Raw genomic sequence first — 12,415 nt, 5'->3', positions numbered from 1 at the left:
ATTGAGGTTCCGATGACGAGCACCGCAGACGCCTTCTCCCCTTCCCCGGCCGCACAGCCCGACCCGGAGGCGGGTGCCCGTGTCGTGGCCGACGACCGGGCGCACCTGTTCCACTCCTGGGCCGCCCAGGGCGCGGTCAACCCGATCCCGGTGGCCGCGGGCGAGGGCCGCTACTTCTGGGACTACAGCGGCAAGCGCTACCTGGACTTCTCCTCGCAGTTCATCAACCTGAACATCGGACACGGGCACCCCAAGGTGATCGCGGCGATCAAGGAGCAGGCCGAGCGGATCTGCATGATCGCCTCGACGTTCGCCAACGACAAGCGCGGCGAGGCGGCCCGGCTGATCGCGGAGATCGCGCCCGGCGACCTCAACCGGGTGTTCTTCACCAACGGCGGCGCCGAGGCCAACGAGCACGCGGTGCGCATGGCCCGGATCCACACCGGCCGCCCGAAGGTCCTCTCCGCGTACCGCTCGTACCACGGCGGCACCTCCACCGCGATCAGCCTGACCGGCGACCCGCGCCGCTGGGCCAACGAGAACTCGGGCAGCGCCTCGGGCAACGTGGCGCACTTCTTCGGCCCCTACCTCTACCGCTCGCACTTCCACGCGACGACGGAGGCGGAGGAGTCGGCGCGCGCGCTGGCCCACCTGGAGCAGGTGATCTCCTTCGAGGGCCCGAACACGATCGCGGCGATCGTCCTGGAGACGGTCGTGGGCACGGCGGGCATCCTGGTGCCGCCGGCCGGTTACCTGGCGGGCGTGCGGGAGCTGTGCGACAAGTACGGGATCCTGTTCATCGCCGACGAGGTCATGTCGGGCTTCGGGCGTACCGGTTCGTGGTTCGCGGTCGACCACTGGGGCGTGACGCCGGACCTGATCACCTTCGCCAAGGGCGTCAACTCCGGTTACGTACCGCTGGGCGGCGTGATCCTGTCCGACGCGGTGCACGACACGTTCCGCGACGTCGCCTACCCGGGCGGCCTGACCTACTCGGGCCACCCGCTGGCGTGCGCGGCGGCCGTCGCCACGATCACGGCGATGCGCGAGGAGGGGATCAACGAGAACGCGGCCCGCGTCGGCGCCGAGGTGATCGGCCCCGGCCTGCGCGAGATCGCCGAGCGCCACCCGTCGGTCGGCGAGGTGCGCGGCCTGGGCGTGTTCTGGGCGGTGGAACTGGTCCGCGACCGCGAGACCCGCGAGATGCTCGTCCCGTACGCGGCCGGCGGCGAGCTGGCCCGCCCGGTGGACGAGGTGGTCGCGGCGTGCAAGGACGGCGGCATGTGGCCGGTCTACAACTACAACCGGATCCACGTGGTCCCGCCGTGCACGATCACGGACGAGGAGGCGCGCGAGGGCCTGGAGATCCTGGACCAGGCGCTCAACGCGGCGGACAAGTACGTGGGCTGAGAGCACGTCGACCTCGCGGGTCGCGTCCCGGCGCGGGGACGCGACCCGCACCGCGTGCGGTGACGGCGCGCGGAGGTCTGAGGGGGGTGTGCGGCGGGGTACGCATGGGGTACGGCGAGCGCCCCGCAGAGGGGCGGGGTGAACGGGGGGCACGTGAGCGGATCGGACGCGGCGGACGGGCGGCCCGGCGAGCAGGACCCGGCGGGCGGGCCCACGACCAGGGCGGACGTCCTGGTCGTGCACGGCATCTGGAACCGCCAGCGGGGCATGACGCCCGGGCAGGCCGCCGCGGGCCTGGCCGGGGCCGCGCGGGAGCACCTCGCGCGCGGCCTGGCGGGAGCCGGGCTCGACCACGTGCCGCCGCCCTCCGTGGCCATGGCCTACTACGCGCACCTGCTGGGGGACGAGCCCCCGCCGGAGTCGGTGCCGGACAGGGCGTACGTACGCGCGTGGCTGGCGGCGGCCGGTGCGCCCGAGCCCGAGGAGCAGCAGGCCGCGCTCCTGGCACCCGTGCGCCAGGCCCTCGGGCTCCTGGTCCGGCAACGGGCCGGGGGCGGCGTCCTGGAACGGGTGCGGAAGGAGACCACCGAGCGGTTGTCGCGCCTCGTCCTGGCCTTCGTGCAGGACACCGACGCGTACACCTCCCGGCCCGAACGCCGCAGGGCGGTGCGCGACCTGGTGGCCGAGGCGGTGCGCGACAGCGGGGCGCGGGTCGTCGTGGCGCACTCGCTGGGCTCCGTCGTCGCGTACGAGACGCTGCACGCCCACCCCGACCTGGAGGTGGACCTCCTCGTGACGCTCGGCTCGCCGCTGGGCCTGCCCGCGCTGATGCGGAAGCTGGAGCCCGAGCCGCACGGGGGTCGGGGGGCGCGCCCGCCGGGGGTGGGCCGCTGGGTGAACATCGCCGACATCGGTGACCTGGTGGCCCTGCCGCCCCGGCTCACCGGGGCCTACCCCGTGGACACCGACGTCGTCACGGACATCGGCCTGCTCGACCCGCACACGCTCGGGGGCTATCTGGCCAACGGCCTGACCGCGGCGGCGCTCGCACCGTACCTTCCGTCCTGACCCGGGCCGCGGCAGCGGGGCTTGCGGGAACGTGCGACGGGGAAGCGGGTCTTCATGGGCGTCAGGTCACTGGTCATCGGGGCGGGCGGCTTCCCGGCACGCGTCGTGACCGAGGACGAACTCGCTTCGGGCCGCGCGGCGTTCGGCCCGCTGCCCAGCGTGGACCGGGCCGTGGAGGGGGTGGCCCGCGCCCTGGCGCGGGCCGGGACCGAGGCGGCCCGACCGCTGCTCGACCCCGACCGCGACGGGTTGTACGCGGCCTGGCGCGACGCCCTGGGCCGGGCCGGCGGCGACCCGCTGGTCGTCCACTTCAGCGGACACGGCGCCGCCGGTGTCGGTGACGGGCTCTACCTGGCGGTGCGCGGGTCCGACCCGGCGAGCCTGCGCGCCACCGCCGTCGAGGTCGACGGGCTCCTGAAGGACGTTGAGGGCGGTGCCGGCGGGCCCGTGCTCTTCCTGCTCGACGTGTGCGGCGCGGGAAAGGCGGTCGCCTCCCAGCTCGCCCACCGGATCAGCGGGACCGACCGTCGGGCGTGGGTGGTCGCGGCCTGTGCCGGGGACCAGGCGACCAGCGGGGCGCGCTTCAGCAGGGCCACCACGTTCGTCCTCGACCGGCTCGCGCGGGGCTGGCTGGACGTCTCCCCCGCCCTGGAGTACGTACCGGTGGACACCTTCGCCGCCGAGGTCGACCGGGAGCTGGGCCGCACCGCTGTCCGGGACGGCGCGCCCGGGCAGGCCGTGGTGCGGACCACGCACGAGGAGGCTGTGGTGTCTCCCCCGCCGTTCTTCCGCAACCCCGCGCACGCGAGCGACGCGGAGAACAGGTTCGTGGCACGTACGGACGCGGCGCTGAGACAGTTCGCGATCGACAGCGACCCCGGGCTCGACCTGATGCACTTCGCGGCCCGCGCGTCGGGGACGAGCCGGGCCGACAGTTGCCTGTTCAGCGGCCGGGCCTCCCAACTGCGCCGCCTGCGGGACTGGATGGACGACCCCATCGGGGCCCAGGAACCGCTGCTCGTGATCACCGGCGGCCCGGGTTCGGGCAAGTCCGCCCTGCTTGGGGTCAGCGTCTGCCTCACCCACCCTGCGCTGAAGCCGCTGCGGCCCCGCATCGTCACCCGGGTGCGCGGCTTCCGGCCTCGGCCCGACGCCAAGGTGGTCGCCGTGCACGCCCGGCAGCTGTCCACCGAGCAGATCGTCCGGTCGCTGCTGAACCAGCTCGCACCGCAGCAGGACCGCAGTGCGCAGGCGCACCTGCGGGCGAGCGGGACGGCCGACCGCGTCCGGCACCTCCCCGGCGCCGTCGGCGAGCTGGTCACGGAACTGCGACGGGCGGGGCGCACTCTGGTGGTGCTCGACGCGCTGGACGAGGCCGCCGACCCCGCGGCCGTCCTGCGTGACCTCGTACAGCCGCTCCTCGGCGGGCCGGGCGCGGGACCCGCGGTGCCCGGCTGCCGGATCCTGATCGGCACCCGTCCCTGGTGGGACACCCTGCAGGAGCTGCACCGCGTCGCGACCGAGCGGCCCGGGCGGATCATGGACCTGGACGCGCAGAGCCGCGAGGAGCTCACCGCCGACCTGACCGACTACCTCGGCGACCTGCTCTACCCCCACTACGGATCCGGCTCCGCGGCGAAGATCGCCCACCGCCTCGCGTACAACGCCGAGCACGGGGCGTTCCTCATCGCCTCGCTCTACGCCGACCACCTCCTGGGCGAGGCGGCGGCGGGGCGGATGTTTGACGACCTGGAGGTCACCCGGAGCCTGCCCTGCGACATCACCCAGATGTTCGACCTCCACGTGGCGGGCCTGGTGCGCGCGCGCCCCTGGACCGGCCCCGTTCTCTGGGTGCTCGGGCGGGCGCGCGGCCAGGGCATGCCCCTGGACCTCCTCCACCATGCCGCCTCGGCCCTCGCGCCGTCGCCCGGCGACGCCCTGGTCCCCACGCTCCAGGACTCCCGGGAGGCGCTCACCCACGCGTCGTTCTACCTGCGCACCTCCGTCGACAGTGACCACCGGCTGCTCTACCGCTACTTCCACCAGGCGCTCACCGACCACACCAGGTCGGCCACCGACGCGGGGAAGGTCCTCGCCGCACTCCTGGACACGGTCCCCTCCGGACCGGACGGCGCCCGGCTCTGGGCGCTCGCCCCTCCGTACCTGCGGCGCCACGCGGCCGCGCACGCCGTCGACGCGGGCCCGGCCGCGCTCGACGCGCTCCTGGAGGACCCGGGCTTCCTCCTGCACGCCGACCCGGACCAGCTGGTGCCGCTGCTCAGGTTCGCCACGTCCCCGACAGCCGTACGCCACGCCCACATCTACCGCACCAGCACCGGCCACCACCCCGAACGCCACCTCGTCGGCACCCGACGCGACCTGCTGGCGCTGGACGCCGCGGCCTGGCGTGCACCGGGGCTCGCACGGCGGCTGGCCACCACGGAACTGGACCACCGCGCGGCCCCGACGGTGCCGCGCTGGGCGACGAGCAGCACGGCGGACCCTGCGCGGTTGCACTCGCTCACCGGGCACACCGCTGCCGTGCACACCGTCCACGTAGTGCCGCGCGAGGACGGCGGACTACTGGCCGTCAGCGCGAGCGGAGCGGAAACCGTCGCGTGGGACCTGCCGTCGGGGTCGCGGCTGGGCGAGTACGCCGGGGTCAGCGGCAGCGCCCTGTCCTTGACGGTTCACGGGGACCACGGGATCGCGTTGCTGGCCACGCCCAAGGGTGCGCGCTCACTCGCTCCGGCGTCCGGCGTGGCCCTGCTCCTCCTGCGCGACCACGAACTGCGCACGTGGGATCCGGTCACCGGCGGCCTCCTCTCCACCCTCTCCACCCTCTCCGCGCAGGACGACTTCGCCGGCCTGTTCAGCGCGTGTGGATTGGCGGACGGGCGGACGGTCGCCGTGATGCCCGGAAGCCGCAACAAGGTGAACGCCCGCGAGACCGGATCCGGCTCGTGGCTGTTCTCCCTGGACGGACACGATCGCCCCTGCATCGCCGTGCACGCCCTGTCCGCGGGCCCGGGTCCGGCCCTGGCGGTCACGGCCAGCGCGACCGAGGCCATCGTCTGGGACCTCGACGCCAGGAGGAAGCTCCCCCGTCTCGTCGCCCTCCACCAGCGACTCACCGGCGTCGCGCTCGCGCGGCTGCCGGACGGGCGGGCCGTCGCGGTCACCGTGGCGAACAGGGGTCCCGCCGTCGTCTGGGACGCCCTCACCGGGCGGCGCGACCACACGCTCGGGGAGGATCCGCACCCCGCCCAGTGCGTCGCGACCGTCACGCTGCCCGACGGCCGCGCCCTGGCCGTCACCGGGTACGACGCCGCGGTGGCCCTCTGGGACCTCGCGACGGGTGAGCGGCTGCGCACCCTGACCGGCGCGCCCGGCCGGGTCGTCGCGGTGTCGGCGAGCGCGCTCGCCGACGGGACGCTGTTCGTCACCGCGGCGAGCCGGGACCTGGTCGTGGTCTGGCGGGTGACCGGAGACGAGTCCCAGGAACCCTTGCGCGGGGCCGGTGGAGGCGTGAACGCGCTCGCCGTCGCCCCCGAAGCCGACGGGCGCACCGCCCTCGTCGCCGCCGAGGCCGACGGCGCGCTGTCCGTACGCGACCTCGCCGACGGCGAGCACCTGCGAAGCCTCACCACCCACACCCGGGGTGCCACCTCCCTGGCCGTCGAGCGGATGGCGAACGGGCGCTGGGCAGCCGTCAGCACCGGTCTGGACAAGCAGATGCACGTCAGGGACATCAGCACCGGTGAGTCCCTGCACTCCGCGACCGCACATCCGCAGCCGGTCAACGCGGTACGCACCCTGCGGCTCTCGGACGGCCGTGTCGTGGCCATCACGACCGCCCACCGCGAGGCCTCCGTGTGGGACCTCGCCAGCGGAAGGCGGCTGCGCACGCTCGCCGGGCTGCACGGTCGAGCCGTCAACGCCCTCGCCTGCGCGCTGCTCCCCGACGGCCGCCCCTGCGTGGTCACGGCTAGCTACGCGGAACCGCTCGTCGTCAGGAACCCCGGGTCCGGCTCCTGGCTGGGCGAGCTGACCGGGCACAAGGCGGCCCTGAACGCTCTCGACACGGCCCCGGGCGGCGCCGGGGGCGTGCTGGTCATCGGCGGCGGGGACGAAGGCCACCTCTTCGTCTGGGAACTGACCGCTCCCGACCGGCCCCGCCGCATCCCGCTTCACCGGCGCTCGATCCGCGCCCTCGCCACCACGGAGCTCCCCGGCCACGGCACCGTCGTGCTCACGACCGGCACCGACCGCACGGTCCACGCCTGCGTGCTGGCCACGGGCGAACCCCTCTGCCCACCGGTCCGCCTCCCCGAGGCCGGCCGCGCGATCACCGCGACCGAGGACGGCTTCGTCGTGGCCTACGGCGACGACGTCGCCCGCCTCGCGTGGAACCTGCGCACGCCCCCTCCCCCCGGCCCGCCTGCTCCGTCCCCGCCCACCCCACCCTTCGGAGACACATGACTGACGACCGCACGCCCCCTCCCGTGGACCACACCGCCGTCCGCGTCGCCCTCTGGCGCGCCCTGCACACCCTCGTCGACCCGGCCCCCTACGTCCTCGACGACGTGGTCGGGCTGCGGATCGCGGCGCCCGGGGACGACTGGCGGGCGCGCCCCGACATGGACCCGGAGGGGTCGCGCACGATGCGGGCCTCCGTGGTGGCGCGGGCGCGGTTCGTGGAGGACCTGGTGGTGGGGCAGGGGCCGGGCAGTACGTGGTGCTGGGCGCCGGGCTCGACACCTTCGCCCAGCGCAGGTCCGACGTCGCGTCCCGGATGCGGGTGTTCGAGGTCGACCAGGCCGGTACGCAGGAGTGGAAGCGGCAGCGGCTCCAGGAGCTGGGGTACGGGGTGCCCGACTGGCTGCGGCTGGTGCCGGTCGACTTCGAGGCGGACGGGGACTGGTGGGAGCGGCTCGCCGAGGCCGGTTTCGACCGGGCGGCGCCCGCGATGGTGGCCTCGACCGGGGTGTTCATGTACCTCAGCGACGAGGCGGTCGCGGCGACCCTGCGCCAGGTCGCCCGGCTGGCCCCGGGGTCCGTGTTCGCCGCCTCCTACTTGCTGCCGCCGGAGCTGTTGCCGCGCGACGAGAGGGAGTTGCTGGAGGGCTCGGGGCGGGCGGCGCGGGACTCGGGCACGCCGTTCGTCAGCTTCTTCACGCCCGAGCGGATCACCGAGCTGGCACTGAAGAACGGCTTCCGGGAAGTGCGGACCGTCTCCGGGGCCGACCTGGCCGCACGCTACTTCGGCGGGCGCGCCGACGGTCTCGTGCCGCCCAGCGGCGAGGAGGTCATGGTCGCGACCGTGTAGGGACGGGGCCGCCTCCGTGCGGGGCCGGGGAACCGGCCCCTGCCGTGATGGCGTCCTCGCCTGGACCCGCATGTCGCTCGACCGGAAGGCCCGCCATGCCCGCCGCCCGCTACCTCTACCTGGCCCGTCACGGTGAGGCCACCGCCGACGAGAGCCGGCTCACCGACGCCGGACGGCGCCAGGCCGCGCTGCTCGGCGAGCGACTGCGGGACGTTCCGCTCGACGCCGTCCACCACGGGCCGCTCCCCCGCGCCGCCGAGACCGCGCGGCTGGTGTGCGAGCAGCTGGACGGCGTGGCCCCGCGGGTCTCCGAGCTCGCCGGGGACTACGTGCCGTACGCGCCCGTGCGGGACGAACTGCCGCCGGAGCACGCCGATCTGCTCCTCGGACGGATGGCCGGGTTCAGCGAGGAGGAGCGTGCCGAGGGGCCGAAGGCGGCCCTGCGCGCGCTCGACGCGTTCACCGGGCCGGTCGAGGGCGACGAGGCGCGCCACGAGCTGGTCGTCACGCACAACTTCCTCGTCGGGTGGCTGGTGAGCCGGGCGATGTACGCGCCCGGGTGGCGCTGGCTCGGGCTCAACCACGGCAACGCGTCGCTGACCGTCATCCGGTACGCGCCCGGGCGGCCCGCGTCCGTGCTCCTCACCAACGACATGGGGCACCTGCCGGGCGAACTGCGCTGGACGGGCTTCCCGCCCGAGCTGCGCGCCTGAGCGCGCGGGGCACGGCGTCGCGCTCGCGTGAGCGCGCGGGACCCGGCGTCGCGCTCGCGTGAGCGCACGGGACCCGGCGTCGCGCTCGCGTGAGCGCACGGGACCCGGCGTCGTGCGCCTGACCTCGTGGGCAACGGCGTGAGGGGCACCCGGCCGTCAGGAGCCGGGTGCCCCTCGGAGCCCCTACCCGGTCAGTCCCGCGTCACCCCCTTCCGCACGGCCGTCGCCGCGCCGTTCGGTGTGCCGTTGATCACGAACTGGGAGCCGGGCTCGATCAGGACGCTGCCCTGGGCCGAGTTGGTGACCGTCACGTTGGTGAGCGTGGCGCTGCCGCGCGCGCCGCTCATCGCGAGGATGCCGGACCCGTTGTTCGACTTGTCGATGGTCACGTTCTCGACCTTGACGCCGGGCATGGTGCCGCCGCCGGTCTTGAACTGGATGCCGTCGTAGGTCGAGTCGCGGATGTCGGTGTCGCGGATGGTGACGCCCGGGATGTCGGTGCCCTGCGCGAACAGGGTGATCGCGCCGAACTCCTGCGCCTCGCCCCAGAACGCGCCGCCCGTGCGGTACAGACCGTTGTTCGCGATCAGGGTCTGGCCGGAGAACGGGATCGGGTCGTGGTCGGTGGCGAGCATGATGCCCGGGTAGTTCATCGTGTCGTAGACGAGGTTGTTCTCGATGGTGTTGCCGTAACCGCCGTACACCGCGATGCCGTTGGCGCGCCAGGGCAGCTGGATGGTGTTGTTGCGGAAGTGGTTGTCGTGGCCGACGTCGACGGAGGTGTCCTTGACGTACTTGCTGGCCCACACCGCGAGCGCGTCGTCACCGGTGTTGCGGAACGAGGAGTTGTAGACGGTGGAGTTGCGGGTGCCGTTGGCGAAGTTGACGCCGTCGGCGTAGGTGTTGCGGATCCGTACGCCGTTGAACTCCAGGCCGTCGCCCGGTCCCCACAGCTCGGGGATGTTGGAGTAGTCGCGGCCGACCCAGGCGGCCACGTTGGCGTGCTCGATCCACACGTTGGTGATCTTGGTGTTCTTGCCGAAGCGGCCGTTGAGCGCGACGCCGCCCTCCGCGTTGCCGTCGCCGCCCCGGATGGTGCCGGAGCCGAAGATGGCGATGTCGGAGATCTTGGTGTTGTCGTCGATGTCGAAGCCGAAGTTGCCCTCGTGCGGGTGGTTGATGCCGCCCGCGTCCTGCGGCGGGATCAGCGAGTAGAGCTGGGAGTGCCACATGCCGGCACCCTTGATCGTCACGTTGGAGATGCCGACCTGGTTGTACTGGCCGCGGTTCAGCGGGTCGTCCGTGAGGATCTTCTTCTCCTGGCGCCACTGTCCGGCCGGGATCCACACGCAGGGGATGTCGCCCTTCTGGTCCGCCGTCACCGCGCGCTGGATGGCGTCGGCGTCGTCGAGGCCGTCGTTGGGCACGGCGCCGTACTCGGTGATGGAGGCGCACTCGGCGGGCTTGGCGGCCGGGGGCGCGACCTGCTCCAGGTCGACCAGGTCGATCACGTAGTACGCGGCGTTGTCGCCCGCGTCCCGCTGGAGGCGGAACTTGGTGCCGACCGGGTAGGTCTGGGCGAGCAGCGCGTGGGACTCGTCGAACAGCCGGCGGGCGTCACCGCCGGGGCGGTTGGTCAGGCCCTCCGGGTCGTCGGTGGAGCCGTACAGCCAGCTGTGCTTGGAGGACAGGGTGAGCTTCTGCACGAACTGGCCGTTGGCGTACAGGCTGATGGTCGCCTCCTGGCCGCCGCCGCTCGCCCCGTCCGGGATGGAGTTGCGCACGACCACGGAGTTGGACGGGGTCGTGGAGGTGAACTCCACGTACTGGCCCTGTGAGTTGAGCCGGACCGACTGGCGGCCGGAGGACTCGGTGGCGAAGTTGGTGTGGCCGAAGGTGCGCTCGGCGTCGGTCTGGAGCAGGGCTCCGGTGTACTGGCCGTCCTCCGCCTCGTACTCGGTGTACGGGACGGCGGCGCCGCGCCCGACGACCAGGGAGCGCGCGTAGGTGTTGTTGTTCTCGTTGGTCTCGGTGACCGTGCCGGTGGCGTCGGCGGTGGCGCTCAGGGTGGCGCCCCCGCTGGTGGCGGTCCAGTCGCCGCTGATGGCGACCGTGGCGGTGGCCCCGGCCGCGAGGGCGGGGGTGGTGCCGTTCAGGGTCGTGCCGGCGACGGTGAGCCGGGTGACCGTACCGGCCGCGACCGCGCTGGTGCCGCGGTTGTGGACGGCGACGGTGAAGGTGACCTTGACGCCGACGGCCGGGCTGCTCGGGTTGGTGGTGATGCCCGTGACCTCCAGGTCCGGGCCGGGTGCCTGGCCGACGACCAGCTTGGTCGCGGCGGTGCGGCTGTTGTTGGTGTCGTCCAGCTCGGGCAGGGTGCCGCTGGGGTCGACGACGGCGGAGACGGTGTAGGTGCCCTGGGCGCGCTTGCCGACCGCGACGGAGACCTTGGTGGAGGCACCGGCGGCGAGGGCGCCGACGGAGGCGCTGCCCGCGACGGCGCCTTCGAGGCTGACGCTGACCGTGGTGGCCGTGGACGCCGCGGTGCCGGCGTTGCGGACCGTGGCGTCGACCGTGACGGCGTCCGTCTCCGAGGGCGAGGCGGGTGACCAGCTGAGGTCGGTGACGGTGAGGTCGGGCGCGGGGGCCGCCGTGCCGACGACCTGGAACTCGGCGACCTGGCCGCCACCGCCGCCGCTGTTGGTGAAGAACTGCAGCCGCACGTCCGCGTACCGGCCGGACACGGCGATGTTCACCGTGTTCTTGTTGCTCGCCGGGTTGAACGTGTAGTCCGCGCGGTCCTTCAGCGAGGTGAAGTCCGTGGCGCCCGCCTTGCGGCCGAGGACCTGGATGGCCTGGGTGCGGGTCTGCCAGGCGGCGTCGGGGTTGAGCTTGACGACGACGCCCGACAGGTCGGCGTCGGCGCCCAGCTTGACGGTGAGGGTGGAGGGCTGGCCCGCGGCCTCCCAGTAGGTGGAGGTGCTGTCGTCGTTGGCGTTGGTGGCCGTGTAGTTCTGCGTGGTCGAGGACGCCTCGATGGGCTTGCGCAGGGCCAGGTTGGTCCCGGCGGGCGGCGGGTCGCCGGGGTCGGTGCCGCCGCCCGTGCCGCGGACCTCGACCTCCGACAACTGGGCCGCGTTCCAGCCGGTGTTGGCGCTGACCTGGACGCGTACGTAACGGGACTTGCCGGTCACGCCGAGCGTCACGGTGTTGGCGGAGGACGGCGAGAACGCGCGCCCGGCCGCGGCGGACAGGGTGCTGAAGGTGCTGCCGTCGGTGCTGCCCTGGACGGCGACCGTCTCGGTGCGGGCCTCCCAGGAGGACGGCAGTTTCAGGACGACCTGCTGGAGGTCGGCCGCGCTGCCGAGGTCGATCTGCACCCACTGCGGGAAGGAGCCCGCGGGCCCCTCCCAGTAGGAGGCCTGGCTGCCGTCGGTGACGTTGGAGGCCGGGTACTGGCCGTGCGCTCCGCTGGTGGTGACCGGCCTGCCGAGCGCGAGGTTCGTGACCTCGGCGGCGTGCGCGGTCCCCGGTACAAGGCCGAACGCGAGCAGTCCGGCCGTCAGCAGGCCGGCGAACAACCGCCGCCCCGGACGTCTTTGTCTCATGACGCTCATGAGTCCCTCTCGTTTCCTCTCCCTCTCGGCGCCCGGACCCGTCTCCACCGCCCCGTTCGGCGAGCAATCCGAAACTTGAGTGATTCCGTCAATCTTTTGCGTCGCTGAGGTGACAGGTTTCTAGCAGGTATCGACTTTGTCAACGGATCTGTACGCAGAGGCTGTTCGGGCCCGGTGCGGGGAGCGAGCCTCGCGTCAGCACCGAAAACCGGCCACACCGACGCGGCACGGACATCCGCCGAACGACCGCCCACACCGTGATCCGGATCACGAAATCG

At 73.4% G+C, this 12,415-nt stretch carries 5 protein-coding genes and 1 pseudogene; 5 read left to right on the top strand and 1 reads right to left on the bottom strand.

The window, feature by feature from the left end; genetic code table 11:
* Nucleotides 1-12 precede the first annotated feature (12 nt).
* The 5 genes and pseudogenes from ABT160_RS10090 to ABT160_RS10070 all read left to right on the top strand — a co-directional run bounded on the left by ABT160_RS10090 (nt 13) and on the right by ABT160_RS10070 (nt 8,520).
* Nucleotides 13-1,410 (top strand): aspartate aminotransferase family protein, encoded by a 1,398-nt coding sequence (locus tag ABT160_RS10090; RefSeq protein WP_351645936.1) that lies wholly within the window; start codon nt 13-15, stop codon nt 1,408-1,410.
* A gap of 153 nt (nt 1,411-1,563) precedes the next feature.
* A complete protein-coding gene (locus ABT160_RS10085; RefSeq protein WP_351645934.1) occupies nt 1,564-2,478 on the top strand; it encodes a hypothetical protein in 915 nt (304 codons plus the stop codon).
* A 54-nt stretch (nt 2,479-2,532) separates the two neighbouring features.
* Nucleotides 2,533-6,960 (top strand): AAA family ATPase, encoded by a 4,428-nt coding sequence (locus tag ABT160_RS10080; RefSeq protein WP_351645931.1) that lies wholly within the window; start codon nt 2,533-2,535, stop codon nt 6,958-6,960.
* Nucleotides 6,957-7,807, top strand: a pseudogene (locus tag ABT160_RS10075) (class I SAM-dependent methyltransferase). Before ABT160_RS10080 ends, ABT160_RS10075 begins: the two are co-directional and overlap by 4 nt.
* A 95-nt stretch (nt 7,808-7,902) precedes the next feature.
* Entirely contained in the window at nt 7,903-8,520 is a 618-nt protein-coding gene (locus ABT160_RS10070) for a histidine phosphatase family protein (RefSeq protein ID WP_351645929.1), read from the top strand.
* Nucleotides 8,521-8,711: 191 nt separating this feature from the next.
* On the opposite strand, the gene ABT160_RS10065 is transcribed toward ABT160_RS10070, so the two are convergent.
* A complete protein-coding gene (locus ABT160_RS10065) occupies nt 8,712-12,128 on the bottom strand; it encodes a CARDB domain-containing protein (protein WP_351645926.1) in 3,417 nt (1,138 codons plus the stop codon).
* Between the last annotated feature and the right edge of the window lie 287 nt (nt 12,129-12,415).

This window comes from Streptomyces sp. NPDC001941 (assembly GCF_040296945.1).
In the GTDB taxonomy this organism is placed as follows: Bacteria; Actinomycetota; Actinomycetes; order Streptomycetales; family Streptomycetaceae; genus Streptomyces.
Note: the sequence above shows the minus strand (reverse complement) of the source record. Positions and strands in the feature narration are given on the sequence as shown.

Excerpts from the sequence above, each read along its gene's own strand:
- ABT160_RS10090 (WP_351645936.1), top strand. The coding sequence starts at position 13 with ATGACGAGCACCGCAGACGCCTTCTCCCCTTCCCCGGCCGCACAGCCC.
- ABT160_RS10080 (WP_351645931.1), top strand. The coding sequence starts at position 2,533 with ATGGGCGTCAGGTCACTGGTCATCGGGGCGGGCGGCTTCCCGGCACGC.
- ABT160_RS10070 (WP_351645929.1), top strand. The coding sequence starts at position 7,903 with ATGCCCGCCGCCCGCTACCTCTACCTGGCCCGTCACGGTGAGGCCACC.
- ABT160_RS10065 (WP_351645926.1), bottom strand. The coding sequence starts at position 12,128 with ATGAGACAAAGACGTCCGGGGCGGCGGTTGTTCGCCGGCCTGCTGACG.